This is a genomic window from Paraburkholderia bannensis, from assembly GCF_014200455.1.
GTDB lineage: Bacteria > Pseudomonadota > Gammaproteobacteria > Burkholderiales > Burkholderiaceae > Paraburkholderia > Paraburkholderia bannensis_A.
Genome location: NZ_JACHBW010000002.1, coordinates 560,502 through 587,309, shown reverse-complemented (window position 1 = coordinate 587,309; position 26,808 = coordinate 560,502). Strand labels below are relative to the sequence as shown.

Here is a 26,808-nt window from a genome sequence, read left to right as displayed (position 1 = left end):
GCGAGGTTCGTCACGCTACCCGCGAGATTCGACACGGTGGTATTCGTCGCGTACAGCTGCGAGCCATTCACGGCATCCGTGCTGGTCGCGGTGAGCTGACCATTCGCGACGTTATGCAGACCGACCGGTGCGCTTGCGCCCGAACCGCCCAGCGTCACCGAGTTGTGCGACGACGAGTCGTACAGCACGGCATCGGCCAACTGGCCTTGCATGTTGGTGATCTGACCGTTGATGGTCGTCACATTGCCCGCGAGGTTCGTCACGCTACCCGCGAGATTCGACACATTCGTGTTCGTCGCGTACAGCTGCGAGCCATTCACGGCATCCGTGCTGGTCGCGTTGAGCTGACCATTCGCGACGTTATGCAGACCGACCGGTGCGCTTGCGCCCGAACCGCCCAGCGTCACCGAGTTGTGCGACGACGAGTCGTACAGCACGGCATCGTTGAGCTTGCCGTTGATGTTCGTGATATCGCCTTGCATGCTGGTCACATTGCCCGCGAGGTTCGTCACGCTACCCGCGAGGTTCGACACATTCGTGTTCGTCGCGTACAGCTGCGAGCCATTCACGGCATCCGTGCTGGTCGCGTTGAGCTGGCCATTCGCGACGTTATGCAGACCGACCGGTGCGCTTGCGCCCGAACCGCCCAGCGTCACCGAGTTGTGCGACGACGAGTCGTACAGCACAGCATCGGCCAGCTTGCCTTGAATGTTAGTGATCTGGCCATTCATCGTTGTCACGTTGCCTTGTAGCGTGGTGACCTGGCTTTGCAAAGTCGTCACGTTACCTTGAAGCGTGGTGACATTGCCTTGGAGCGTCGTCACATTGCCTTGCAGCGTCGTTACCTGGCCTTGCAGCGTCGTGATGTTGCTAGCGTTGGTCGTGACCTGCGTGTTCGTCGCGTAGAGTTGCGAGCCGTTCACCGCGTCCGTGCTCAATGCCGTCACCTGACCAGCCGCCACGTTCGTGATCTGGTGCTCCTGCCCTGCCGAACCCACGCTCACTACGCCGGTCGGCGTAGCGCCCGCATAGTTGTAGGTCGTACCGCCGATCACGCCGCTCGACACGTTGACCGCCGTGCCCGTAACCGCGTTGTTGCCCAAAGCCACCGAGTTGGCCGTCGAAGCGGCCGCGCTACTGCCGATCGCAATACCGTTCGAGGCGGAAGCAACGGCTTGATACCCGATCGCCACAGCTGCATTTGCCGATGACTTGGCCCACTGGCCCAATGCGGTCGAATAGTTTCCGGTTGCGCTGGACCACGAACCCACCACTGCAGAAAACGTTCCGCTCGCGAGACTCTGCACACCAAAGGCAACCGCACCGCTGTTGAGTGCCCTGGTATTTGAACCAAAAGCAGTCGCTCCGGACCCAGAGGCCGTCGCCTGCGAACCGAACGCCATCACGTTGTTGCCGTACGCATATGCCGCACAACCCATCGCGAACGACGATCCGCCATTCGTCGTTTCAGTCGCGGACGGCGCGCCCGCACAAGTTCCGGAGAACGAATCCGAAATCACGGCATTGGTGCCATCCGAGACAGTGCCTGCATTGGCTTCGGAAGCCGCGAGCGCACCCACTCCAAGCAAGACCGCCGCATTCAGGGCAACCACGGCCTTGCTGGACGAGCGCTTCCCGCGCCCCATGGCATTCTCCTGCGCCGCCACCCATGTCTGTGTCGACTCGTTCCAGACCGAACGATACGCCTTGTTCATTTTGCAATCCTTAATAAACTATGAAGTTCTAGAAAATTTGGCGGATCTTCCGTTCCCGCCTTAGTCGGCTTTCAAGTCCGCCGCGTGCAACGACTACCTCGAAAAATGCTTGCTGGAATCGCGCTTGCGCCAGCGTTCTCTGGCGGCGTCATGGCTCGAATCCCACGTACCTAGTGTCTGCTCCATGGAGGACCGAACCAATCGGAGGAATTCGATTCGCGGGGCAGGTTTTGGGCTTTGGCGGACAAGGTCGGAAGACTGGCGCGTTGCAGTGAGGAAAACGTCGAGCTACCCGGCTAGATGAATGAACGGGCACGTTGATGGACGACGGATCGGGTCATGCGCACGAACGATTCGCCGGCGCGTCCTGGCGCGCACGCGCTTCCTGCCACGACGGATGGGATATTACGAAGGGGGAATAGCAGGACGAATCAGACGACTCTTAATTTCTCGGCGTTGCACCGGGAAATCGTCTGGAATCGTGAGGGAATGTTAGGAAAGTTCTAAATAAGTGCCGACGATCGATAAAAGGATCGCCGGCAACTGTCAGATGTCGGCTCAGCGGTACGTGTTAATCCCGTCGCGCGTCTTCTGGGCAGCCGTTGCAGCCGCCTGCGCGAAATCCTCACCTTTGCTCGCGTAGATGATCGCGCGCGACGAATTGATGAGCATGCCGGTGCCGTTCGCGGTTCGGCCTGCCTTCACGGTCGCTTCCACGTCGCCGCCTTGGGCACCAATGCCGGGAATCAGCAAGGGCATGTCGCCGACGATGCCGCGCACCGTTTCGATTTCCTTCGGGAAGGTCGCGCCCACTACGAGGCCGAGTTCGCCGCTGGCGTTCCATTTGTTCGCCGCCAGATCGGCCACGACCTGATAGAGCGGACGGCCTGCCGTGTCAAGGAACTGCAGGTCGGAACCGCCGGGGTTCGAGGTGCGGCACAGCACGATCACGCCTTTGCCCTTGTGTTCGAGCCACGGTTCGATCGAATCGAAGCCCATATACGGATTGACGGTCACCGCATCCGCCTTGAAGCGCTCGAAGGCTTCGCGCGCGTATTGCTCGGCAGTGCTGCCAATGTCGCCGCGCTTGGCGTCGAGGATCACGGGCAGGCCCGGATGCTTTTCGTGGATGTGGGCGATCAGCGCTTCGAGCTGGTCTTCGCCACGATGTGCGGCGAAGTAGGCGATCTGCGGCTTGAACGAGCACGCGTAGGGCGCGGTGGCGTCGACGATATCGCGACAGAATTCGAAAATCGCGTCGCTGCGGCCATTGAGCGCTGCCGGGAATTTCGTCGGCTCGGGATCAAGTCCGACGCACAGCAGCGAGCCGGTGCGCTGCCAGGCGGCGCCAAGGGTCTGGATGAAGGAAGTCATGATGAGTGCTCGCGGCGGGCCGCTGAGGAGAGAAAACGAGAGAAAACGGAGCGTATTTTACCCGCCCTGACAGACGCGGCCCGCGCGCACGAACAGACGCGCGCCGAGCGCGCGCGAGGCGCAGCCGCCGCGCGCTCAATCCTCTGATGAAAAACCCTTAAAGCGCCGTCTGACGCGAGCGCGCGCCCTTGCCGCCGCGCCCGCCCACGCGCCCGCGCGCGCCAGCGCGATGCGGGCTGGCCGCCTCGCGCATGTCCATGCGTTCGACGCTAAACGAAAAACGCCGCGCGAGCCGCTCCCCTTGCGCGAGCACGGTCATGCCGTGCGCGCCGCCGCCGCCCGCCAGATTGACGGCGTTGATCGGGTGATCGACCGGCTCGAAGCAGAAGAAGTCCTGGCCCGGCGGCGTGTAGAGCACATAGTAGCTGGTGTCCGCGCAGATCGACAGCGACAGGCGGCGGCGCTCCCACACCACCGCTGCGCGGCCGCTCCAGCCGCTGAAAGCGTGATTCACGAGCTGATCCGGCAACGGATACGCCACGCCAAATTGCCAGGCAGGCGGCGCGGGCACATGGCGCACCGGCAGCCAGTCCTGCCCCGAAAGCCAGAGGCCGCTCGCGGGTGCGGAAAGCTCGGTGCTGGCGTCGCGCGCGAGGAACGGATGGACGCCCAGCCCAAACGGCAGCGCGTCACGGCCCGTGTTCTCGACTTCGAGCGTCATCGCGAGCGTCGCGCCGTCGAGTGCGTAGGTCAGCGCCGCGCGATAGGCGTACGGCTCGCCCGTGCTGCGGTCGAGCACGAGGCGCACGGTGTCGCGTTCGGCGTGATCGACGCTCCAGGGCGCGAGCCAGCCGTCGCCGTGAATCGGCAACGGCTCGCCGGCGCGGTTGCGCGGCACGTCGATGTCGCGGCCGCCAAACTGAAAGCGTCCCGCGCCGATGCGGTTCGAATACGGCAGCAGCGGATAGCAGGCGAGCTGGTTCGGGTCCATGCGCGCGCTCACCTGCTCGCAGCGACGGAACACCGGTTCGAGCACGCCTTCGCAGCGCCAGTCGAAACGCGTGATGCCGCCGCCCAGTTGCGGCGCAACGTCTAGGCGTAGCCACGCGTTGGCCAGTGTCACGCAGGGCACGTCGCTTGTACCTGCTGCGCCGATCGCAACCGCCGATGTGCTGGGGCCCGGAATCACGGGATGCGTGGCGGCTTCGAGCCGCGCGCGGCGCGCGGCTGCGGGCGTACCGGCTGCGGGCATACCGGCTCCGGGCGTGTCTGCTTGAGGTGTGGCGGCAGCGACATCGGCGCGACTCGCCGATGCCATGCCAGGAGATGTATGGGTTCGAGCTGTTTGAAGCACAGCGGAATTCGCGACGCTCATAAGCGGCTCCTGGAGAGGCTTAACTGTTGCCGCCTTCACGTTGAGCGATGGCAGCGCACCGGCGGCTTGTCACTCACGCTGGGGTAATACTCATGCACTTGCCCCCATCGTGTTGCTGCCGCTTCTTGTCTTCGCCCTTCTGTCATGCGTACTGGTGTAATGGTGTACTGAAAAACTGAGCGCACTGCCAAGCGACTGTTGCCAGACTGCAACGCCGATCGCCGCTTTCCGGCACGCCTGGCCGCGCGGCAAGGCTCCTTATCGAAGCGGCGGCACGCCCTGAAACAACGGTTCGGCGAGTCCAACGCGTCCCGTCTGCGCCACGAACACGCCGCCGGCGTGGGGTTCGCGCGCCAGAGCTTCGTCGTCAAGACCGTCACGCGCGCTCGTCACATAAAGCGCCGTCAGATTCGCTCCGCCGAGCGTAACGCAGCTTGGCTGCGCCGTGGGAATCTTTACGCGCTCGGTTTCCAAACCATCGGCGCCGTAGCGCACGACACATTCACCGCCCCACTGCGCGTTCCAGAGGCCGCCCTCGCTGTCGACGGTCGAACCGTCCGGTTCGCCTTCGTGGTCGGGCACGCGCACGAACGGACGATCGTTTGCAATCGTTCCATCGGCGCCGTAGTCGCAGGCGCGAATCTCGCGCGTGAGCGAATCGGCGTAATACATGGTCGCGCCGTCAGGGCTGAAAGCGATGCTGTTGGAGATCGCCGCCACCGGCAGCGGCAGTTTCTCCAACGTGAGATCGTGATTGAGACGATAAAAGCCGCCGATCTTTTCGAACGGCTTCAACTCGTACTTGGTGCCGAACACGAAGCGCCCCTGACGATCGCAGCGGCCATCGTTCAAACGCGTGGGCAGACCCGGTTCGACATCGACGATGGGCGTGATCTCGCCGCTTTCCAGATCGAAAAACGCCAGCCGCGAAGCCAGGCCGATCAGGATGCGGTTCGGGTCTTCGCACAGCGCAAAGCACGCAAGACGCTCCGGCATCGGCCAGATGCGATGCGAACCGTCCGCGCTGTCGTAGCGCGAAAGACTCGCGCCTTCGATATCGGTCCAGTAAAGGCGCGCGCTGCGCGAGCACCACGTCGCGCCTTCGCCCAGCGTGTTTTTTGCGTGGACTAGCAGTTGCGCGACTTCGTCGTGCGGCGCGCTCATGCCCAGCCTCCATCGACGACGATGTCCTGCGAGGTGATCATGCGGCTGTCGTCTGCGGCGAGAAACAGCGCCATGCGCGCCAGGTCTTCGGGCAGCAGTTCGGCGTCGATGCACTGGCCGCGCTTGATGTTCTCGCGGCCTTCGTCGGTGAGCCACAGGCGGCGCTGCTTGTCCGTCATCACCCAGCCCGGCACCAGCGAATTCACGCGGATGCCAAACTGGCCGAGGTCTTTCGCAAGACCGCGCGTCAGCCCCTGCACCGCCGATTTGCTCATCACATAGACCGGATAGTCGCTGTTCTTGAGCATCCAGCTGATCGAGCCAAGATTGATGATCGAGCCTTGTTTCGCGGCCTTCATGTCTTCGGCCACGGCTTGCGCCGCGAACAGCTGATGGCGCACGTTCACGGCAATGCCCGCATCGAAGAATTCGGGCGTGACATCCGCGAGCGTGTGACGCTTGTCGTTCGCGGCGTTGTTCACCAGCACCTCGATCGGGCCGAGCGCCGCCTTCACATCGGCGATCGCCGCGCGCAAGGCGGCGATATCGGTGAGATCGACTGCCGCGAACAAAGGCTTATGAAGCGAATCACCAAGTTCATCGGCAAGCGCTTCGCCCGCGCTCGCGTCGATATCGAAGAACGCCACGCGCGCGCCCTGCGCCGCGAAGTGCTCGACGAACGATGCGCCGATGCCGGTCGCGCCGCCCGTGATCAGGACGACGCGACCGTTAAGGCTTGGATAGCGCGCGTAGCTTTCGTGCGCGTGATGCGCGCTGGCGTTGGCCGGAGACGACATCTCAACACTCCCGATGGAATTAATCGCGCGCGCCGCGGTTCTTCAACTGATCGAGCAGCACCGCCGCGAGCAGGATCGCACCGCGCACGAGGTACTGATAGAACGCGTCGATATTGAGCAGGTTCATGACGTTCTCGACCGTGCCCATGATCAGCACGCCGATCACCACGCCCGAAATCGTCGCACGGCCGCCCAGCAGCGAGACGCCGCCCAGCACGCACGCGGAAATCACGTTCAGCTCGAAGCCTTCAGCCGCATTCGGCTGCCCCGAGGTGATACGCGCGGCAAGAATCACGCCCGCGAGCGCCGTCACCGCGCCCTGGATCAGGAAGATCCACACGCGCGTGCGCTCGACCTTGATACCGGCCAGACGCGACGCTTCCGGGTTACCGCCGATCGCCAGCGTGTTGCGCCCGTACACGGTCTGATTGAGCATCACGCCGAACGCGATAAAGCAGAACAGCGTCACCCAGATCGGCAATTGCACGCCGAAGAACGCCACCGTGCCCATCGCAATGAAGGTATCCGACGACACGCCCACGGCCTGGCCGTGCGAGACGATGAAGCCCAGACCGCGCACGATTTCCATGGTCGCGAGCGTGGTGATCAGCGCGTTGATGCGCAGATACGCGATCACCGCGCCGTTCACGAAGCCAATCGCCGCGCCCGCCGCCACCGCCGCGACGATGGCGATGAACGTATTGCCCGTGGCGTTGAGCACCATCGCGCAGAGCACGCCCGCGAACGCCACCGTCGATCCCACCGAAAGGTCGAAGTCGCGCGAGGCGAGACAGAACATCATCGTGCAGGCCACCATGCCGATCTGCGAGACCGACAGCGCAAGGCCCAGCATGTTCTCGATCGAGAAGAAGTGATCGACGGTCAGCGACATCACGATGAACATGACCGCGAAAATCACGATCAGGCTGTATTCGGTGATCTGCTGCCACCACTTCTGCTTGTCGGTGGAACTCGGAATCAGCGCGTCCGCCACGCTTTTGGCGGCGCTGTTGGCAGACTCGGCCGCCAGGTTTTCATTTGCTTGCATTTCAGTCACTCCTCCCCGTCCACTCATGCAGCCTTGGCCTGCGCGCGCTTGGGCAGCGCGAGGTCAAGTACCGTGTGTTCGCTCGCCGCGCTGCGCGGCAACTCGCCCGAAATGCGGCCTTCGCGCATCACCACGATGCGGTCCGACACACCCAGCACTTCCGGCAATTCCGACGACACCATCACGATCGCGCAGCCGCGTTCGGCGAGCTGGTAGATCACGTTGTAGATTTCATGCTTCGCGCCGACGTCGATGCCGCGCGTCGGCTCGTCGAGAATCACGACCTTCAGGTCCGGTTCGGCAAGCCAGCGCGACAGAATCGCTTTTTGCTGGTTGCCGCCCGACAGAAAGCGGATTTTCTGGCGACGGCTCGGCGTCTTGATCTTCAGCAGCTTGATGAAGCGGTCCGCCGTTTCCGCTTCCTTCTTGCGATCGAGGAACACGCCCGCGCGCAGGAAATGGCGGCGGCAACTGATGTTGATGTTCTCCGAGACCGTTGCCATCGCAACGATGCCCTGTTCCTTGCGGTCTTCCGGGCACAGCACGATGCCGTGACGGATCGCGTCGCTCGCGCTTTTCACGCGGATCGGCTTGCCGTCCAGTTCGATCTCTCCGGCGCGGCGCTTGTGCGTGCCGTAGATCAGCTGCATCAGCTCGCTGCGGCCCGCGCCCACGAGGCCAAAGAAACCGACGATCTCGCCCGCTTTCACCTCGAAGCTGGCCGCCTCGTTCAGCGGATGGCCTTCGACGCCGCGCACCGCGAAACGCACCTGACCATGCTCGCGGGGCGTGTAGTTGTAGATGTCGCTGATCTCGCGGCCCACCATTTCATGCACGAGCGTTTCGCGCTTCACTTCTGCGAGCTTTTCGTGCGAGGCCACCTTGCGGCCGTCGCGGAAGATCGTGCAGGCGTTGCACAGCTCGTAGATCTCGTCCATGCGGTGCGAGATGTAGATGAGCGCGCGGTTATCCGCCTGCAGTTCGCGCACGAGCTTGAACAGCACTTCGGTCTCGCGGTGCGAGAGCGAACTGGTCGGCTCGTCGAGCGCGATCACGCGCGCATTGCGCAAGAGCGCCTTGCAGATTTCCACCATCTGGCGCTGCGCGATGGACAGCTTGCGCAGCTTCGCGGCGGGATCGAGATCGACGCCCATCGCCGCCAGCCGTTCGCGCACGAACTTGCGCGCCTCGCCGCGCTTCACCCAGCCCAGCGCATTGGGCAGCGCGCCCAGCAGCAGGTTTTCGGCCACGGTGAGATCGGGCACGTACTGCAGTTCCTGGTGAATCACGGCGATGCCGGAGCCGATCGATGCGGCCGCATCAGCGAACTTCACCTCGTTGCCGTCCATCAGGATGCGGCCCGAATCGGGCTGATATTCGCCGCCGAGAATCTTCAGCAGCGTCGACTTGCCCGCGCCGTTCTCGCCCATCAGGCCATGCACTTCGCCCGCATTCACGTCGAACGACACGCCGTCGAGCGCGCGCACGCCTGGAAACACCTTGCCGATATTGTCAAAACGCAGTGTCGCTGACACTTCGGTTTCCTCTCATTTCGATGCGCTGCGGCACGCTCCGTGGGAGCGCGCCGCAGCGGGAAACACCAAACAACCCACTCGACTACCGCCAGACAGCGCTTACTTCGAAGCGAGACCCATCTGCTGGCGCACGCTTTCCACGTTGTCGCGCGTGGCCAGCATGCCGGTCGTCAGCGTGAGCTTCGGCGGTTCCTTGCCTTGCGTGATCCACGCGTACATCAGGTCCGAGGTTTCCTCGCCGTGGCGCTTCGGGCTGATGATGACGGTGCCGTAGAAGCCCGTCGGGTTCGGCTTCTTGAACTCGTTGAGCGCCGAATCCGAACCGCCAATGCCGATGCCGATCATGTTGTCGGCCTTGAAGCCGCGGCCTTCCGCTGCGCGCACCGCGCCCAGCACGGCTTCGTCGTTCAGGCCGTAAGCGACCCAGTGCTTGAACTGCGGGTTCTTGGTCAGCGCGATGTTGGCGGCGTTGAAAGCGTTTTCGGTGTCGGTCTTGGCTTGCGGCGCGGCGATGATGTTCGCCTTCGGGAAGCCTGCGGCCACCAGCGCGTCGGTCGCGCCGCTGGTGCGGTCATGCGCCGTCGGCAGTTGCTCGTACGTCACGTCGATCGCGCCGACGTCCTTCATGTCCCAGCCGCGCTTCTTGATTTCGGCGGCGATGCCGTCACCCACCTGCTTGCCGATGTTGTACGCCGAGATGCCCATGTGCGGCACCGACTCGATCGGCTTGCCCGCGCCGTCGACGAGGCGGTCGTCCACCGTCATCATCTTGAGGCTGTCGGCCTTGGCCTTGGCGACGATGCCAGGCCCAAGCTTGACGTCAGGCGTGCAGATGATGAAGCCCTGGGCCTTTTGCGCGGCCAGGTTGTCGATCGCGCTCATCACCTTTTCGCCCGAGGGCGCGCCGATCTTCACCAGCGTGAAGCCCTTTTCCTTCGCGGCGGCTTCGGCGAACTTCCATTCGTCCTGGAACCACGGCTCTTCGGGCTGCTTGACGAGAAAGCCGATCTTCACCGGATCGGCGGCTTGCGCGACGGGCGCCTGGACGAGCACAGCGGTTGTCGCGGCGGCGATCAGCGTGAGGAAAATCCTGCGTTGCATGGTGTCAGTCTCCTGTCTTCTTCAGTCACGGGAAGGGTAACGGCCGCTTGTTCTGCCTTCGCCCGCGCGCGGCCAGCGCCACGGCGAAAGTGATGCGATGTCTTGCTACCTTGTGTTGCCTTCGTGCTGCTTTTTTGGTGCTACGTTTTACTGCGTGCTTCTACTTCTGTACTGCGTTTATTCGTGATGCAGCGCCGTGCGCCCGCCATCGATGGTGATGCAACTGGCGTTGATGAACGGCGCTTCGTCCGAGGCGAGGAACACCGCCGTCATCGCCACTTCTTCCGGCTTGCCGATGCGCTTCATCGGCGGCAATTCGAGCGTCGCGCGCCGGGCCTCTGCGGGATCCGGCTGCGCGTTCCACCAGTCGTGCGTGAGCTGCGTTTCGATGTAACCCGGCGCGATGGCGTTCACGCGCACGTTCTTCGGCGCGTATTCGATGCCAAGCGCGCGCGTGAGGCCAATCACGCCATGCTTGGCCACCGGATACGGGAAGCAGCCCGGAATGATCTGGAACGCGTGTGTCGAGGCGATGTTGACGATGCTGCCCGCACGGCGCTCGACCATGCCCGGCAGCACGGCGCGGCAGCCGTTCCACACGCCGTCCAGATCGACGGCGAAGCAGCGCCGCCAGTCGTCGTCGGTCATCGTGAGCGGATCGGCGAACACGTTGATGCCCGCGTTGTTCACCAGCACATCGACCGGGCCGAAGGCCTTTTCCGCTTCGCTCACCGCCGCCTGTACCGAAGCGGATTGCGTCACGTCCGTGCGCACGGCGAGCACTTTCGCATCGGTAGCCTGCGCGATTTCACGGGCGGTGGCCTGCGCGGTGTCGAGATCGAGTTCGGCCAGCACGACCGCCGCGCCCTCGGCGGCGAACGCGCGCGCAATCGCTGCGCCGATGCCGCGTCCCGCTCCGGTCACGAGTGCGACCTTGCCCGTCAGGCGATTCACGCCTTCGCCCCTTGCGCGCGCACCGTTTCGCTCCAGCCCGCGATAAACGCGAGCGCATTGGCGCGCGTCGCCGCCACGTCCTGGCCCGGCTTGTAGAGCGCCGATCCCAGGCCGAAACCGCTCGCACCCGCCGCCAGTTGCGGGCCCATGTTGTCGGGCTTCACGCCGCCCACCGGCAGCAGCGGCACGACGGTGGGAATCACGGCGCGCCAGGCCTTCGTCACTTCGGGGCCAAGCTGTTCGGCGGGGAACATCTTCAGGCCGTCCGCGCCGCACTTGAGCGCAGCGAACGCTTCCGTGGGCGTGGCGACGCCCGGCACGCAGGCGAGACCTTGCAACTTCGCGGCGAGGATCACTTCGGTATCGGCGTGCGGCATCACGATCAGCTCGCCGCCCGCGGCCTTGACGTCGCGCACGCGCTCGGTCGACAGCACCGTGCCCGCGCCGATCAGCGCGTCGGCGGGCAGCGTCGCGCGCAGCGCGGCAATGCTCTCCAGCGGCGACGGCGAATTGAGCGGCACCTCGATGATCCGGAAGCCTGCCTCATAGATCGCCCGGCCATGCTCGGCGGCTTCGGCGGGCTTGATGCCGCGCACGATCGCGACCATCCGGCACGCGGCGAAGGCGGCGACGAAGCCCGCGTGAGGCGTGTACGGAGCGGGCAGGTTCAGTTCGGGTTGCATGTGCGTGTCCTGTGTTTTGCGTGTGTTCGTGGCGCCTCAGGCGGCCACGTTGACGAGGCCCGCGCGCACCGCGATGCGCCAGAGGCCGCGCTCGGTGGCTTCGCGCACGATCTGCGCGCCGTTGCAGCCGAATTGCGCGAGCGCCAGGCGATAGCGTTCACACAAGGCATCGGCGCCGATCAGCTGCGGCGCGCAGCTTGCCAGCGCCACGTCGCGACGCGCCAGCACGGCTTCGAGTCCGGCAAGTTCGTGGCCGATCACGAGACCCGACAGATAGTCGGGCTGCTCGTCGGCGGCCAGTTGGTCGGTAAGGCCCAGCGTGCGCGTGCTGAACGCGGTCGCCAGCAGCCCCGCGTTGCCGTGTTCGCGCGCCACCGTCACGCCGCGCAGGAACGCGGCCGTGTCGGGCGCGGCCGGCAGTTTCATGGTGCGGCCGAGGATCGTGTGCGCCTTCAGCGCCGCGTAGACCTCGCCCGTCATGAAGGTGTAGAAACGCGCGATGCGTGCGCCTTCCACCACCGCCCATTTCGCGTGCGTGCCCGGCAGGCCGATCAGCGCGGTGTCCTGTGCCTGCAGTCCGGCCGACGCGCTCAGTGCGCCGAAGATCTGCGTTTCCTCGCCGCGCATGACATTGGGCAGCGCGCCCGGTTCCAGCACGCCCGGCACGACGGCCATTTCCGCATCGCCTTGCGTACGCACCTTGACGATGCCGGCCACCAGCGCGTCTTCGCCCGCGGGCGTTTCCACGTATGGCGCCTGCACCCAGCCCTGCGCGCTGCCGACCATGCCCGCCGCCAGCACCGGCAGCGCCGGCTGCTGCGCGAGCCATACACCGCACGCTTCTTCGAAGGCCGCGTCGAAACCGCCTTGTTCGGCGGGCACCGGCAGATTCATGATCCCCGCTGTCGACACGCGCGTATCGAGCACCTTGCCCGCCGCATCGAAGAGATACGCGCGCAGCGACGTCGTGCCCCAGTCGAGCGCGATCAGCGCCGCCGCACTGTGTTTGCCGTTTTCCATGTGCTGTTCTGTGGTGCGGCCGGTCATCGGCGAATCCTGCGCGTGGTGGGCTGCGGCGCGCGCCAGCCGAGTTCCTGCGAGATCGCGCGCGCCTCGCGCTGCACGACCGGGATCAGCTCGTCCATGCGTTCGAGCGGCATATAGGGAATCGTGCTCGCCACCGAAAGCGCTGCGACGATCGCGCCCGAGGCGTCGCGCACGGGCGCGGCCACGCAACGGATCGAAATTTCGTTTTCCTCGAGATCGAACGTGTAGCCGCCCGCCGCATACGTGGCCATGCGCTTGAGGAAGGTCTCGGGTTCGAGGCTGTGATCGGGTCGGAAACTCACGCCCGCGAGGGTGCGCCGCGACGCTTCGAACAGATCGCGCCAGGATTGCGGCGAGAGGTCGAGCATCATCGCCTTGCCGATGCCCGTGGACGCGAGCGGCATGCGGTGCCCCACGCGCGAGCGCATTTCCAGCCCGCGCTGGCCGGGAATCTTGTCGATATAGAGCACGTCGTCGCCATCGCGCACGCCGAGGTGAATCGTGTCGAGCGTGGCGTTCGCGAGCGCTTCGAGGTGGGTACGCGCGACCGTCGTGAGCGGCATCTGTTCGAGGGCGATAGTGCCCAGCTCGATCAGCTTCGGGCCGAGCAGATAACCGCCCTGCACCTGACGCAGATAGCGCGCCTGCACGAGGCTCGACACGAGCCGGTGCGTGGTGCTGCGCGTGGTGCCGAGCACCGCGCCAAACGAGCGCAGATCGCGCACGCCCGCAGCGGCGGCTTCGAGGATCGCGAGACCGCGCAGCAGCGTCTGCGTGCCGGCTTGCGACGCGCCGTCGAGCAGCGTGCCCGGCAAGCCGACGATTTCGTCGCCGGCGGCGTGGGCCTTGGTGTGCGAAGGCGCTTGCGGTGTTTGCGGCGTATTCTGCGCCGGGGCGGCGTCGATGCCGTCAAGGCGCTCGGCGAGATTCGGGGACATCGCTTTGTTCATGGCGAGGTCGATCTGGAAGAAGACGGGAGATGAACGCGCGGCGTCAGACGACGGCGCGCGGGCCATGGTTCGGGTTGCGGCGGCGCGCTTTGGCGCAGGACGGCGGACGGCGGACGGCCGCGCACTTCGCGGGCTGGAACATGGCAAACGTCTCCGGTTTTGCCCGCTGGAGCGCAGCGGAGGCGCGGCTGCGGGCTTTTCTTTAGTGTCTGGCCGATGTCCTGACGCGCGTTCTTCCGGACTGCGGATGCACGTCGGATCGGATGGAACGGATTGTAGGGCGGTTTTTCCGAGATCTCCAATATGTGATGGGGTCGCTCATATATTGGGAATTTACGCGTTCCAAGAGCCTGGCCGGGTGGCTAACGCTGCAGTCGACCTTGATCGAATCGAGGGCGCAATCGTCCGTCCTTGCAGAGAGTTGAGCCATGTCATCCCCGTTGTACGGCGGGGTCGCTCAAAGCTCCGGAGGGCATATAAAATTTTGTATAGTCTAAAACTTGAAAAGCGCGTGCGGTTCTGCGGCAGCGCGCTTGCGGATCTTCAGGCCTTTCCTGTCAAGGCACGCAAGGAGGCGGGACGGCAGATCCGCCTCGTGCAAGGCGGGCAGGATCCAGACGACTGGAAGCCCGTCAATCCTGTCGGGCCGGGCACGCGGGAAATCCGCATTCGTGAAAGCGGCAAGGCGTATCGTGTGCTTTACGTGGCCGCGTTTCGCGACGCGATCTATGTGCTGCATTGCTTCCAGAAGAAGACCGAAAAGATTCCCTTCGCCGATATGTCGCTCGCCGCACGTCGATATCGGGACATTCGCAATCAGGAGTAAAGACCTTGAAGATCGAAACGTTCGACAACGTGTGGGATGCCATTGAAGACACGCCCGGCGACGCGGCTAACATGGAACTGCGCTGCCAGTTGATGTTCGCGCTCGAACAGCACATCAAGCGCCACAAGATGACGCAGGCGCAGGCTGCGCTACTTTTCGGCGTGACGCAACCGCGCGTCTCGGATCTCATGCGCGGCAAAATCGACCGCTTCGGCATTGACATGCTCGTCAACATGGCCGCGACCGCAGGCATGAAAATCGAATTGCGCATTCACGAAGGCACCCCGCGCCATTCGAACGCAAAAGAAAAAACGGCCACCCGCTAACCGGGCGGCCGTTTCACACAGCACGCACAACGCCCTACGCGCGGCTTACTTCCCCGCCGGCGCCTTATACGCCACGCAATCCACTTCCACCTTGCAGTCGATCACCATGCTCGACTGCACGCAGGCGCGTGCGGGCGGATGATCGCCAAAGTACTCGCGGAACACCTTGTTGAACGACTGGAAGTCGCGCGCATCGTCAAGCCACACGCCGCAGCGCACCACATGCTCCGGGCCGTAACCGGCCTCCTTGAGGATGGCGAACACGTTCTGGATGGTCTTGTGCGACTGCTCGACGATGCCGCCGTTGATCACTTCGCCGTTTTCCATCGGCGTCTGGCCCGAGACGAACAGCCAGCCATCGGCTTCAACCGCGCGCGCGAACGGCAGATGTTGACCGCCCTGGCCCTTGCCGCCTTCCACTCCATATCGTTTCATCGTTTGCTCCTTTGAGTTCGTGCGGCGCGCGTGCGAAGCATGGCGCGCCGAAGATCGAAATTCAGTATCTAAAACGCCGCGGCTTCGGCGCCCGCCGCGTTCGCCTCACGCGGCCCGCGTGCGACGAAATGGCCCGCGCGCTCGCCCGTGGGCTGCCCGTCGCGGTACGACAGCACGCCGTTCACCCACACCGCGTCGATGCCTTCGGCCACCTGTTGCGGCTTGTCGAAGGTGGCGGCGTCGCGCACCTTCGCGGGATCGAACAGCACCAGATCGGCGTGCCATCCCACATGCACCTCGCCGCGTTGCGCGAGCCCGTAGCGCCGCGCGCTGAGCCCCGTCATCTTGCGCACCGCCTCTTCGAGCGGCAGCAATTGCGCGTCGCGCACGTAATGGCCGAGTACGCGCGCAAACGCGCCCCACAGGCGCGGATGCGGCAGCGGATCGTTCGGCAAACCGTCCGATCCCACCATCGTCGCCGGATGCGAGAGGATGCGGCGTACGTCCTCCTCGGACATGTTGTGATAGACCGCGCCCGCCGGCTGCAGGCGCTTGCCCGCTTCCTGCTGCGAGACGCCCCACTCGGCGGCGATGTCCTTGATGAGCTTGCCCGCCATCTCGGGATGCGGCGTCGACCACGTGATCGTGATGTCGATGTCGCCCGTCACCTGCTTGAGATCGAGCGTCGACGAGCTGCGGCTATACGGATAGCAGTCGCAGCCCACCGGCTGATATTTGCGCGCGCCGTCGAGCGAGGCGAGCACTTCCTCGCTGCGCCCCCAGTTCGACGGCCCCGCGCACTTCAGATGCGAAATGATCACCGGCACGCGCGCGTGCTTGCCGATGTGATACGCCTCGTCCATCGCGTCGAGAATCGCGTCGAATTCGGTGCGCATGTGCGTGGTGTAGAGCGCGCCCGCGAGCGCGAGCGGCTCCGCCAGCGTGGCGACTTCCTCGGTGGACGCTTCGTACGCCGATCCATACGCAAGCCCCGTCGACAAACCGAGCGCGCCGTTCAGCAGCGCTTCTTCGAGTTGCGCGCGCATCGCCTCGACTTCCTCGAGCGTGGCTGCACGCTTGAGATCGTCGAGGTGATTGTTGCGCAGCGCCGTATGGCCGATCAGCGCGCCCACGTTCACGGCGGGCTTCGCCGCGTTCACCGCGTCCACATAGGCCGAGAAGGTCGGGTACTGGAACGCGTCGCGCGCGCCGAGCAGATTCATCGGATCGGGCGGATCGCCCTTGAGCGACACCGGCGACGCACTAATACCGCAATTGCCGACGATCACCGTCGTCACACCCTGGCTGATCTTGGGCAGCATCTCTGGCGCGCGGATCACATAAGTGTCGTCGTGCGTATGCACGTCGATGAAACCGGGCGCGAGCGCGCGGCCTTCGGCATCGATCACCTCTTCGGCGAGCCAGTTCGACAGGTTGCCGATGGCGACGATTCGGCCGTCGCGCAGCGCAACGTCGCGCTCGACGGGCGGCGCGCCGGTGCCGTCATAGAGCATGGCGCCCACGATCAAGGTGTCGGCGGCTTCGGGATGCGAATGCATGGCAAGTCTCCTGTCGGTCTTAATCGCCTAGCGGTTGTCGCTCGCCCCCGCGCCCGGCGGTGCCGCGATGCGCGTCGAGCGTGTGTTTCATGCGGCGCAGCAATTCGCGGCTTTGCTCGGGCTGCGACATGGCGAGTTTGGTCACCAGCACGTCGAGCGCCATCATCATCGCGTAACGCGAGGACGACGGCTTGTAGATGAAATCGGTCTCGCTCGCGACGATCGGCACGAGCCAGTCGGCGAGCGCCGCCAGCGGCGACGCGGGCGCGGTCAGCGCAATCAGTTTCGCGCCGTAATCGCGCGCGATGCGGCACGCGTCGAGCAGTTCCGGCACGCGCCCGGTAACGGAAAGCGCGACGACCACGCAATCGGGCGCGAGCGTGCTCGCGACCATGCGCTGGAGCAGGCTGTCCTGATATGACGCGACCGGCCGCCCCAGCCGCACGAGGCGAAAGCGCATTTCGTCGGCGAGCGCGCTGGAGCCGCCGCCCATGCCAAACACGTAGATCATGCGCGCGTTGGCGAGCGCCGCGGCGGCATCCGCGAACGGCGCCTGGCGCAGCAGTTCGTGATTGCGCGCGAGCGCGCCGTGAATCTCCTCGTAGACGCGCGTGGCCAGCGAGACGTCGGCGCTTGCGTCTTCGACGCTGGCTTCGGCGGCGCGCTGCTTGCGGCGCCGGCCCTTGCCTTCGCCCTCCTGCTTGCGGGCAACGGCCGGCACGGCGCGCAGGAAGCGCTCGCCCACCGCCGCCGCCTGGGCGAGGCGCAGCTTGAGTTCGCGGACATCCTGACAACCGACGGTCTTGGCGAAGCGCGTGACCGACGCCACGCTCACGCCCGCGCGCTGCGCCAGTTCGCCGATGCTCGCACGCGCGGCGGCGGCAAGATCGTCGAGGATCAGCGCGGCGACGTCGCGCTCGGCAGGACGCAGATCCGGCACGCATTGTGCGATGCGCGCGACGATATCAAAGCGGCCTGGCTCAACGGCGGAATTCATGGGAGTCGGGCAAGATTCAGAGGGGATCGCGGAGAGGCTTCTGTTAATAAATAACATTTCACGCAGAGATGGTACTTTGTGTACTATCACCGAGTCAACGCCACAAGCTGTCTATCCCGTAATATAAGGCGTTATGGAGAATATGGAGCGAACGAAAATGAAAGTTACAAACTATCAGAGTGCGACGATCGACCCGAACAGCAAGGGCCTCGGCAACGTGCCTGGCGCGAGCGTGCCACTGGGGGACGCCGCGCGCCTCGAATGGAATCTGCTCGCCGAAGACGTGAGCCTGCCCGCCGCCGTTCTGTATGCGGATCGCGTCGAGCACAATCTCAAGTGGATGCAGGAATTCGTCACGCGCTACGGCGTGAAACTCGCGCCGCACGGCAAGACCACGATGGCGCCGCAACTGTTCCGCCGCCAGATCGACGGCGGTGCGTGGGGCATCACGCTCGCCACCGCGCATCAGACGCGCGCGGCCTATCGCGGCGGCATTTCGCGCGTGCTGATGGCGAACCAGTTGGTGGGCCGCCGCAATATGGCGATCATCGCCGAGCTATTGAGCGACCAGACCTTCGAATTCTTTTGCCTCGTCGATTCCGTGGAAGGCGTCGAGCAATTGGGCGAATTCTTCCGCAAGGCCAATCGCAAGCTGGAAGTGCTGCTGGAACTGGGCGTGCCGCGCGGACGCACCGGCGTGCGCGACGCGGACACGCGCCGCGCCGTGCTGGAAGCGATCGAACGTTACCCGGATTCGCTTGCCCTGGCGGGCGTGGAAATCTACGAGGGCGTGCTCAAGGAGGAAAGCGAAGTGCGCACCTTCCTGCGCGACGCGCTCAACGTGACCGAAGAACTCGCGGCGGCGGACCGTTTTTCACGCTCGCCGGCACTGCTTTCGGGTGCGGGATCGGCGTGGTACGACATCGTCGCCGAGGAATTCGCCCAGGCGGCCAAGGCGGGCACGATCGACGTCATCCTGCGTCCCGGCTGCTATCTGTCGCATGACGTGGGCGTCTACAAGAAGGCGCAGTCGGACATTCTTTCGCGCAATCCGGTCGCGCGCGAAATGGGCACGGCGCTGTTGCCCGCGCTGCAACTCTGGGCGTATGTGCAGTCGATTCCGGAACCGGGCCGCGCGATCATCGGCTTCGGCAAGCGCGATGCGGCGTTCGATGCGGGCTTTCCGGAGCCGTCGCGTCACTATCGTCCGGCGCGCGACGGCGAAGTCCACGGCGCGCCGCGAGAGATCGACGCGAAAGAAGGCTGGGAAGTGTTCCAGATGATGGATCAGCACGCCTATCTGCAGATTCCCGCAGGCGCGGATATTCAGGTGGGCGACATGATCGGCTTCGACATCTCGCACCCCTGCCTCACTTTCGACAAGTGGCGTCAGGTGCTGATGGTCGACGGCAAGTATCGCGTGACGGAAGTGATCGAAACGTTCTTCTGAGCGCCTGTTCAGGCCTTGCGTGTTTCAATCGGCGGCGCGGCTCGCATCGGCGGCCTGCGCCGCCAGTCCAATGCGTTCCTCCATCATGCTCAGCGCGGCCGACAGCGCCGTGAGCGCCTCGTCGGGAAGCGACATCGCCACGCGCAGGAACTCGTTGCGTCGCGGCAGCCCCGCTTCCACCACTTCGCGGCCCGCGGCCGTCAGCTTGACGTTGGTGATGCGATTGTCGCGCTCGTCGGCGCTGCGCGCGATCCAGCCCAGCGACTCCAGCGGCTTCAGTTGCCGCGTGAGCGCGCCCGGGTCCACCCGCAAGCGCTCGACCAGACGCTTCTGCGACGACGCACCGTCCTGCTCGTGCAACGCCAGCAGGATGCGCCAGCGCGGCAGCGGATGCCCCACCTGCGCCTCGAACGCCGACATGAACGCACGATAGGTGCGTCCGAATTGCTGCATGATGGCGATGCGGTCCTGTGCTTCCATGCGGTGTTTTCCTGCCTGAATTCTGATTCGCGGATTGCGTTCTGCGTGCGCAGCTGCGTGCGTAGTTGCGTGCGTAGTTGCGTGCCGGCTCAATCGGCGTGGATCACCGGCTCGACCTTGCGCTGCAACTTGATGAGCGGCACGCGGCGCGTCTGCCAGAGCGACACCAGCGCCACCACCGCCGCCAGCGCGATACCCAGATGAATCGCGCCCACCAGCGCCTCGCGCGCGGCTTCGAGCAGCGGCGCGCCATTGTGCCCGGCCTTGGCCAGTTCGCCAACGAGTGCGCCCTGTGTGTTCCGGTTAATGAGAATCTGAGGATCGGCGAGTTGCGTGAACCAGTGCAGCGCGCCATCGGCCTCCAGCGCCTTGTGTACGCCGCTCGAATAGAGCTGCGTCACCAGCGTGCCAGTCAGCGCCGTGCCGATCATCCCGCCGATCATGCGCAGCGATTGCAGCAACGCCGTGGCGATGCCCAGATGCTCGCGGCCCGCGGTCTGTTGCGCGAATACGGTAAGGTTCGGCATCACGAAGCCCAGCCCCAGCCCGCCGACGATCATCACCGCCATCAGCAGCCCGCGCGGCGTGTTGTGCGACGCGAGCGCGACCGCGAAGCACGCGAACGCGAGCATTGCGAAGCCGACGTAAAGCATGCGATTGGGATTGCGGATGCGCGACACGATGCGCCCGTTCGCAATGCTGCCAATCGTGATGAACACCACCAGCGGCGTGATGACCACGCCCGCCTCGTTCGGCGACATGCCGAAGCCGCCCTGGAACAGCAGCGGCGCGTAGAACAGCAATGAGAACATCGTGAAGCCGCCCAGCACGGCGAGCGTGAAAAGCGCGTTGAGGCTGGCGTTGCGGAACATGTCGACGGGCAGGATCGCCTGCGCACAGCGCCGCTCCCACTGCCAGAGCGCCAACGCGGCGGCCGCCGCAATTGCCAGCAGCCCGATCGCCGCGAGCGATAGACCATGCTCCGGCAACCGCTCGACGAACAGTTGCAGGCTGCCAAGCGCCACGGCGATCAGCAGCGCGCCGGGCCAGTCCAGCCGCATGCGTTCCTTGTGCGCGATATGGCGCAGATGCGGCAGATAACGCCAGACGAAGAACAGCGACAGCAGCCCGACCGGCAGATTCACGTAGAACACCGAACGCCAGCCGTAGTACTGGGTGAGAAAGCCACCGAGCGACGGTCCGATCGCATTGGCGATGCCGAACGCCGAACTCATCAGCACCTGCCAGCGCAGGCGCACGACCGAATCGGGGAAGAGATCGGGGATGCAGGCGAACGCCGTGCCCACCAGCATGCCGCCGCCGATGCCCTGCAAGCCGCGCGCAACCACGAGGAAGGACATGCTGCTGGCCGCGCCGCACAGCACCGAAGCCAGCGTGAACACGACGATCGACGCGATCACGAACGGCTTGCGGCCGTAGTAATCGCCGAGCCTGCCAAAAATGGGGACGGTAATAACCGAGGTAAGCAGATAGGACGTGGCGACCCACGCGTACAGCTCGAAGCCGCGCAGTTCGGAGACGATGGTCGGCAAGGCGGTGCCGACGACGGTCTGGTCGAGCGCGACCAGCATGGCGACAAAAGAAACGCCGAGCATCGCCAGCAGCGACTCCCGGAACGGCAACACCTGAGCGCTAGAGTGATGGGCGGCAGTATGAACGGCCATTTTTTGATCCCGCAACGATTGACGCGTCAAAGGATTCACATCTTAGCACGGCCGTTCCTCGGTAAACTGGGGTGAAGCGGCCCCGGCCGCCTCTTTCGCACCGTATTTCGGGAGACTTATGGCGTCACTCAACGATTTTTCCGAAGCCGATCTCGCCGCGCTCAGGCGCGCCAAACACGAACTCGAAACGCCGCCGCTCGGCATGAAACTGGCCGCCATCGTCGGCGCGCCGATTGAAAAGCTGATCGCGAAACTACCCGGCGTGGCCAACGACAAGGTCAACGACGCCACCCAGGCCGCGCTGCGCAAGTGCCTGCAACTCGCGCTCAGGACGCTCGGCAAGCAGGCGCAACTGGACGCGAACTCGCTCGCCGCTGTCGCGCCCGCCAAACCCAGCAACCTGCTGCACAAGTTCGCGGTCGCGACCACGGGCGCAGCAGGCGGCGCATTCGGCCTGTTCGCGCTACCAGTCGAATTGCCGGTCACGACCACGCTGATGTTTCGCTCCATCTGCGACATCGCGCGCAGCGAGGGCGAAGACATCACGCACGCCGACACCCAACTCCAGTGCCTCACCGTTTTCGGCATGGGCGGACGCTCGGCCTCGGACGATGAAGCCGACTTCGGTTATTTCGTGGTGCGCGGCGCGCTGGCGCAGGCGGTGTCGAAGGCGTCGTCGGAGATGGCGGCCAAGGGTTTCGCCGCGCATGGCTCGGCGGCGCTGCTCAAGCTCATGCAGACGGTCGCGGCGCGCTTTTCCGTGCAGGTCAGCGAGCAGGTTGCGGCGAAATCGATTCCGGCGATCGGCGCGGTGCTGGGCGCGATGGTCAACACCGTCTTCATCGACCACTTCCAGAACGTCGCGCACGGGCATTTCACGGTGCGCCGGCTCGAACGCCAGTACGGCGAAGCCGCCGTGCAGGCGGCTTACGAGGAGATCGAGCTCTCGCTGGATTGAGGTGATTGGGGTGATTGAGGCGCGTGGCTCGATGAAGCCGCTTTCTGTGCGCGCGCCGTCGTATCAACGGTGGTCACGCGCTGGACGAAGCGCGCCGAATCGTCGAGCGAACGCCGCGCCTCAGGCATGAACGGTGCGTAGATCGGCCAGATGTGCGGCAGACCGCGCGCAATATTGCATTCGACCTGCACGCCCGCCGCACGCGCTCGTTGCGCGACGCGGCGCGTATCGTCGAGCAGCGTCTCGGTGCTGCCCGCCAGCATGTAGAGCGGCGGCAAGCCGCGATAATCGGCATAGAGCGGGGAAACGTAGGGATCGGTTGCGCGCGTCTGGTTCGCGTCCCCCAGATACATCGCCGCCACACGCGCGAAGACATCGCCGCAGAACATCGGATCGCGGCCATCGTTTTCGCGGATCGACGCGCCCGTCACGGCAAGATCGGTCCACGGTGAATAGAGCAACGCCCCCGCCGGCAGCGCGCCGCCGGCATCGCGCAAGGCCACGAGCGTCGCCAGCGCCAGACCGCCGCCCGCCGAATCGCCGGCGATCACGAGCGAATCGGCCCGCACGCCATCGGCGAGCAAACGGCGGTAGGCCGCCAGCGCATCGTCGAGCGCGGCCGGAAAGGGATGCTCGGGCGCAAGCCGATAGTCGAGCGAAAAGACATCGGCATCGGCGCGCGTGGCGAGGCCATACGTGATCGCGCGATGCGTTCTGGGCGAACAGAAGTAATAGCCGCCGCCATGCAGATAGAGAATCGTGCGCGGTGCACCGCCCTCGCGCACGAGCCATTCGCCGCGCAGCGGCACATCGACGTCACGATACTGCTCTCGCAACTGCCAGCCAGCCGGCACGGGCGGCAGCCACACGCGCTTCTGCGTATTGACGCGCGTGCGCGCGACATCGATGGGACGGCGCGTCACCGGCAAGAAGCGGCGGCGCAGCCACCAGCAGATGAAGCGGCTTTGCAGGCTCATGAATCGGCTCGCCGGCGATCAGTTCGCCGGCAAAACCTGACCGCGAATCTCGCCCGACGGATTCTGTTGCGTGTGCACGTTGAAGTACCACTGGCCGGCCATCAGATCGGTGACCTGCTTGTCGTTGAGCGTGGCGCTGCCTTTGATCGGACTCGCCAGTTCGCCCTTGGGAATCGGCACCTGCACGCCCGCATTCTGGCCAACCGGCGCGGGACCGTGGAAGTGCGCGGCCGTCACCGGCGTCGACAGGCCTTCATAAGTGACAGTCCAGTTCAGCGATTTGCTGGAGGTGTCGAAGGTGGCGTTGAGCATGCCGTGGCCGTGACTCACACGCGGCGGCACTTCACTGGACGGTTCGAGATCCGCCTTGAGCGCGACGGTATCGGCGAAGGCCGCGCCGGAAGCGAGGACACACAGAGCGAGAGCAAGCTGGAGCGGGCGAAGCGCTTTCATGGGATTTCTCCGTTGTTGTGACGCGCCGCACCAGAGCAAACCGAAAGGACTAACTGAAAGGATTCCCCGGCCGCAGTCGCGTAGCCACATGCTAGAGCAAATCCGCCGATGACGTTTGCAGCGTCGTTGCCTCTCGCGGCGCAACGCTGGGAATATCCCGGTAAAACGCAGGCAAAAAAAGAGCGCCGCGAACGGCGCTCTGAACCCAAGTACTACCTTCTACTTTGCTACCCAGCTTCGTGTGCGGCCCGATTCGATGCCCGGCCGCACGATGCGCTCCGATTAGAAGCGGTGACGGATACCCGTCGAGACGATGCCCTGGTTCTTCGACGACGAGATACCGCCGTCCGAGGTGTAGCCGACTTCCGTCAGGCCAACTGCATTTTGGCCTGCGCCCCACACGCCCACGCCTTCGAGGTAGACGTCGGTGCGCTTCGACAGCGCGTAGTCGGCTTGCAGGCCGAACTGGTTCCAGTGCGCCGAGCGGCTACCCGTGCCCGAGTCGATGGCGTTGCCAAGCGCGTTCGTGTACGTGTACATACCGCCGATGGCCAGCGCCGGCGTCAGGTTGTAACGCACGTTGGCTTCGATGTTGTTGAAGCGCGCGGCATTGTTGCTTGCGCTCAGACGCGACTGCGTGAAGACCACGCCGCCGACCATCGGGCCGTAGGCGTAGCTTGCGCCGGCACCCCAAGTGCGCTGGCGATACGTATCGTTGATCGCGCCGACGAGCGGTGCGCCGACGATCGCGCCACCCGCATTGCCGCGGTCGAGGCCTTGCGCCTGCAGGTAGGCAGCGCCCAGACGCAGGCCGCCGTAGTTGTAGCTCATACCTGCGCTGTAAGCGCGGTTGTTGGCGAAGCCGCCAGCCTGGTTCGAGAACGCATACGCGCCGCCGAACTGGAAGCCCGAGAGGTTGCCGCTCGTGTACTTGACAGCGTTGTTGAGCGAGAAGGTGGCGTTACCGTTGTCGTTGTCGAGCACGTGCGCCATGTAGGTGCCGCCCCAGGTGCCGACCGCGGTCAGCGGACCAACGTAGTCGACCACCGAGTCAAACTGGCGGCCGAACGTCACCGTGCCGTATTGCGCCTGCGACAGACCGACATACGATTGACGATTGAACAGGCTGCCATTCTGCCTGCCGTTCATGACGTCAAAACCGCTTTCGAGGGTGAAGATCGCCTTGAGCCCGCCGCCCAGGTCCTCAACGCCGCGCAGGCCCCAACGGCTTGCCTGAACGTTGCCGCTCGTCATGGCGTAGTCAGCCTTGCCGCCGATGTTGGTCGTATAGGTGAAACCGGCATCGACGACGCCGTAGAGCGTCACGCTGCTTTGTGCATACGACGCCGATGCGAAAGTAGCCGCGACTGCGGCCGCGATAACCAGACTCTTTTTCATAACGATTCCTTCGGTGTAAAACAATTTTGCCGGGGTGTACACATTCGCCGGCAGTACGCTGGCGCGCCGTGTCCCACGTCGCAAACACGACGCCGCTTTAATTTGCAAGCCGAAGTTTATTGGCATCACTTTTAGCGCGGCCATCCCGCAGCGGCACAAAAAGCTTTTCGAAGAAGTCGAATAGTGTCGTCGTGAAACGCGCAATGGCTTGATGCATAACGCGTTCAATCAATCTCAAATTTTCAGATTCAATCCGCCCGCGAAAACCTATCCCGATATATCGTTGTCACAATGCAACGCACAAATTTCAGGACAGCGATGGATTAAGACGCATCCTATTAACTGCGCCTGTTCGTACCGGTACTATCCGGCGACTCTCGCCATTCACTTTCTGGACAACGGCGCTTTGCCGCGCTGCTGCATGTCATGTCGACGCGTCCCAAGACCATCAATCAGCTGCAGGCCATGCGCGTATTCGTGAGCGTTGCGGATAACGGTTCGTTTGGCCGCGCCGCCGCCAGCCTCAACATGTCGAATGCCGTGGTCACGCGTTACATCGCGCTGCTTGAAGCGCATCTCAATACGCGGCTCATCAATCGCAACACGCGCAGTATTTCGCTAACCGAAGCGGGCAGCAGCTACGCTCAGACGTGTCGGCAAGTCCTGGAGGATCTCGAACGCGCCGAAACACAGATCGCGCACGGCGTCTCGGTGCCTTCGGGCACCTTGCGCGTGGTGGCACATGCGTCGTTTTCGCTGCACGGCCTCACGCCGCTGCTCCGGCAATATCTCGCCACTTTCGGTCTGGTGCGTCTCACCCTCACGCTGTTGCATCGCCCCGTCGATCTCATCGAAGAAGGCTTCGACGTGGGAATCGTCGCGCCGCGCCAGGTGAGCGGCGGCACGCTGATCCGGCGTCCGCTCGTGAGCGTCGCACCGGTTGCCGTAGCCTCGCCCGCCTATCTGGCCGCGCATCGCGCCCCCTTGCATCCAGCGGAACTTGCGCAACACACGCTGCTCGCACCGTCGGCGGACATTCACGGCAACGAATGGCATTTCGACGACGCCAGTGGCGCGCGCGTGCCCGTGCGGATCGAACCGGTCTACGCCGTCAACAACTCGGCAATGCTGCGGCAGGCGGCGCTCGCGGACATGGGCATCACGATCCTGCCGGCCATTCAGGTGGCCGCCGATCTCGCGCAAGGCGCGCTCAAGCGCGTGCTTGCCGGTTATGAAATCCGCGACGCAGACAAGGAACTCTCGCTGGTCTATCCCGGCCGCCGCCACGTTCCGGCAAAAACACGTTCGTTCGTCGATTTCACGGTGGACTGGTTTCGGCAGAACGAAGTCACGCGCCAGGCGATTATCAGCACAACGTGTAATAGTTAATTGATCGTTTTTATCTCGATTTTTGGAGGCTCGCGAACTATGCTTCGTCTTGCGAGAAGTGACTCTTCATCGAAGGGTCTCCAAGCTTGAACGCGGCTCCGGCCGCGTTTTTTTTGCCTGTTTTTCGCCTGT

At 64.4% G+C, this 26,808-nt stretch carries 25 protein-coding genes; 5 read left to right on the top strand and 20 right to left on the bottom strand.

Annotated elements, in window-relative coordinates:
- The 12 genes from F4827_RS05735 to F4827_RS05680 form a co-directional block, all read right to left on the bottom strand.
- Positions 1–1,715, bottom strand: a 1,715-nt coding sequence (locus tag F4827_RS05735) for an ESPR-type extended signal peptide-containing protein (RefSeq protein ID WP_260184424.1), incomplete at its 3' end; no start/stop codon positions are given.
- A 558-nt stretch (positions 1,716–2,273) separates the two neighbouring features.
- Positions 2,274–3,089, bottom strand: a complete 816-nt coding sequence (pyrF, locus tag F4827_RS05730; protein ID WP_183722678.1) for an orotidine-5'-phosphate decarboxylase — start codon at positions 3,087–3,089, stop codon at positions 2,274–2,276.
- 157 nt (positions 3,090–3,246) lie between these two features.
- Complete coding sequence (locus tag F4827_RS05725; RefSeq protein ID WP_183722676.1) at positions 3,247–4,341, bottom strand: aldose 1-epimerase; 1,095 nt, start codon at positions 4,339–4,341, stop codon at positions 3,247–3,249.
- A gap of 381 nt (positions 4,342–4,722) precedes the next feature.
- The gene (locus F4827_RS05720; RefSeq protein ID WP_183722674.1) at positions 4,723–5,628 is read right to left on the bottom strand and encodes an SMP-30/gluconolactonase/LRE family protein; all 906 of its coding nucleotides are present in this window, start codon (positions 5,626–5,628) and stop codon (positions 4,723–4,725) included.
- Positions 5,625–6,425 carry an SDR family NAD(P)-dependent oxidoreductase gene (locus F4827_RS05715; RefSeq protein ID WP_183722672.1) on the bottom strand — a complete coding sequence of 267 codons (801 nt, stop codon included), beginning with the start codon at positions 6,423–6,425 and terminating at the stop codon, positions 5,625–5,627. The genes F4827_RS05720 and F4827_RS05715 overlap by 4 nt, the downstream gene beginning before the upstream one ends.
- Before the next feature lie 19 nt (positions 6,426–6,444).
- Positions 6,445–7,473 carry an L-arabinose ABC transporter permease AraH gene (gene araH / locus F4827_RS05710; protein WP_183722670.1) on the bottom strand — a complete coding sequence of 343 codons (1,029 nt, stop codon included), beginning with the start codon at positions 7,471–7,473 and terminating at the stop codon, positions 6,445–6,447.
- A gap of 23 nt (positions 7,474–7,496) precedes the next feature.
- A complete protein-coding gene (gene araG, locus F4827_RS05705; RefSeq protein ID WP_183722668.1) occupies positions 7,497–9,008 on the bottom strand; it encodes an L-arabinose ABC transporter ATP-binding protein AraG in 1,512 nt (503 codons plus the stop codon).
- 99 nt (positions 9,009–9,107) lie between these two features.
- A complete protein-coding gene (locus F4827_RS05700; protein ID WP_183722666.1) occupies positions 9,108–10,109 on the bottom strand; it encodes an arabinose ABC transporter substrate-binding protein in 1,002 nt (333 codons plus the stop codon).
- A 177-nt stretch (positions 10,110–10,286) separates the two neighbouring features.
- Positions 10,287–11,063 carry an SDR family oxidoreductase gene (locus tag F4827_RS05695; RefSeq protein ID WP_183722664.1) on the bottom strand — a complete coding sequence of 259 codons (777 nt, stop codon included), beginning with the start codon at positions 11,061–11,063 and terminating at the stop codon, positions 10,287–10,289.
- Positions 11,060–11,746, bottom strand: a complete 687-nt coding sequence (locus tag F4827_RS05690; RefSeq protein WP_183722662.1) for a 2-dehydro-3-deoxy-6-phosphogalactonate aldolase — start codon at positions 11,744–11,746, stop codon at positions 11,060–11,062. Before F4827_RS05690 ends, F4827_RS05695 begins: the two co-directional genes overlap by 4 nt.
- A gap of 36 nt (positions 11,747–11,782) precedes the next feature.
- Positions 11,783–12,793 carry a 2-dehydro-3-deoxygalactonokinase gene (locus F4827_RS05685; protein ID WP_183722660.1) on the bottom strand — a complete coding sequence of 337 codons (1,011 nt, stop codon included), beginning with the start codon at positions 12,791–12,793 and terminating at the stop codon, positions 11,783–11,785.
- Positions 12,790–13,743 carry an IclR family transcriptional regulator gene (locus F4827_RS05680; protein WP_183722658.1) on the bottom strand — a complete coding sequence of 318 codons (954 nt, stop codon included), beginning with the start codon at positions 13,741–13,743 and terminating at the stop codon, positions 12,790–12,792. The genes F4827_RS05685 and F4827_RS05680 overlap by 4 nt, the downstream gene beginning before the upstream one ends.
- A 358-nt stretch (positions 13,744–14,101) precedes the next feature.
- Here F4827_RS05680 and F4827_RS05675 point away from each other — a divergent pair, with 358 nt between their 5' ends.
- Both F4827_RS05675 and F4827_RS05670 read left to right on the top strand, forming a co-directional pair.
- Positions 14,102–14,569, top strand: coding sequence for a type II toxin-antitoxin system RelE/ParE family toxin (locus tag F4827_RS05675; RefSeq protein ID WP_311735575.1), 468 nt, complete (start codon positions 14,102–14,104; stop codon positions 14,567–14,569).
- 5 nt (positions 14,570–14,574) lie between these two features.
- The gene (locus F4827_RS05670; protein WP_183722656.1) at positions 14,575–14,895 is read left to right on the top strand and encodes a helix-turn-helix domain-containing protein; all 321 of its coding nucleotides are present in this window, start codon (positions 14,575–14,577) and stop codon (positions 14,893–14,895) included.
- Positions 14,896–14,940: 45 nt separating this feature from the next.
- Here F4827_RS05670 and F4827_RS05665 read toward each other — a convergent pair whose 3' ends face one another.
- The 3 genes from F4827_RS05665 to F4827_RS05655 all read right to left on the bottom strand — a co-directional run bounded on the left by F4827_RS05665 (position 14,941) and on the right by F4827_RS05655 (position 17,886).
- A complete protein-coding gene (locus F4827_RS05665) occupies positions 14,941–15,330 on the bottom strand; it encodes a RidA family protein (protein ID WP_027815644.1) in 390 nt (129 codons plus the stop codon).
- Between the two features lie 68 nt (positions 15,331–15,398).
- Complete coding sequence (locus tag F4827_RS05660; RefSeq protein ID WP_183722654.1) at positions 15,399–16,889, bottom strand: amidohydrolase family protein; 1,491 nt, start codon at positions 16,887–16,889, stop codon at positions 15,399–15,401.
- A 19-nt stretch (positions 16,890–16,908) separates the two neighbouring features.
- Positions 16,909–17,886, bottom strand: a complete 978-nt coding sequence (locus F4827_RS05655) for a MurR/RpiR family transcriptional regulator (protein ID WP_183722652.1) — start codon at positions 17,884–17,886, stop codon at positions 16,909–16,911.
- A gap of 157 nt (positions 17,887–18,043) precedes the next feature.
- Here F4827_RS05655 and F4827_RS05650 point away from each other — a divergent pair, with 157 nt between their 5' ends.
- Complete coding sequence (locus tag F4827_RS05650) at positions 18,044–19,336, top strand: amino acid deaminase (RefSeq protein WP_183722650.1); 1,293 nt, start codon at positions 18,044–18,046, stop codon at positions 19,334–19,336.
- Between the two features lie 24 nt (positions 19,337–19,360).
- Here the strand turns inward: F4827_RS05650 and F4827_RS05645 are convergent, their stop codons facing one another.
- On the bottom strand, positions 19,361–19,816 hold the full coding sequence (locus F4827_RS05645; RefSeq protein WP_183722648.1) for a MarR family winged helix-turn-helix transcriptional regulator: 456 nt from the start codon (positions 19,814–19,816) through the stop codon (positions 19,361–19,363).
- An 89-nt stretch (positions 19,817–19,905) separates the two neighbouring features.
- Positions 19,906–21,501 carry an MDR family MFS transporter gene (locus F4827_RS05640; RefSeq protein WP_183722646.1) on the bottom strand — a complete coding sequence of 532 codons (1,596 nt, stop codon included), beginning with the start codon at positions 21,499–21,501 and terminating at the stop codon, positions 19,906–19,908.
- Between the two features lie 118 nt (positions 21,502–21,619).
- Here F4827_RS05640 and F4827_RS05635 point away from each other — a divergent pair, with 118 nt between their 5' ends.
- Entirely contained in the window at positions 21,620–22,459 is an 840-nt protein-coding gene (locus F4827_RS05635; RefSeq protein ID WP_183722644.1) for an EcsC family protein, read from the top strand.
- Here the strand turns inward: F4827_RS05635 and F4827_RS05630 are convergent.
- The 3 genes from F4827_RS05630 to F4827_RS05620 all read right to left on the bottom strand — a co-directional run bounded on the left by F4827_RS05630 (position 22,429) and on the right by F4827_RS05620 (position 25,287).
- Positions 22,429–23,436 (bottom strand): alpha/beta hydrolase, encoded by a 1,008-nt coding sequence (locus tag F4827_RS05630; protein ID WP_183722642.1) that lies wholly within the window; start codon positions 23,434–23,436, stop codon positions 22,429–22,431. The two genes, F4827_RS05635 and F4827_RS05630, sit on opposite strands and share 31 nt — an antisense overlap.
- 18 nt (positions 23,437–23,454) lie before the next feature.
- Positions 23,455–23,889, bottom strand: a complete 435-nt coding sequence (locus F4827_RS05625; RefSeq protein WP_183722640.1) for a CHRD domain-containing protein — start codon at positions 23,887–23,889, stop codon at positions 23,455–23,457.
- Positions 23,890–24,171: 282 nt separating this feature from the next.
- The gene (locus F4827_RS05620) at positions 24,172–25,287 is read right to left on the bottom strand and encodes a porin (RefSeq protein WP_183722637.1); all 1,116 of its coding nucleotides are present in this window, start codon (positions 25,285–25,287) and stop codon (positions 24,172–24,174) included.
- A gap of 426 nt (positions 25,288–25,713) precedes the next feature.
- On the opposite strand from F4827_RS05620, the gene F4827_RS05615 reads away from it, so the two are divergent.
- Positions 25,714–26,676, top strand: a complete 963-nt coding sequence (locus tag F4827_RS05615; RefSeq protein WP_260174980.1) for a LysR family transcriptional regulator — start codon at positions 25,714–25,716, stop codon at positions 26,674–26,676.
- The last annotated feature ends 132 nt before the right edge of the window (positions 26,677–26,808 follow it).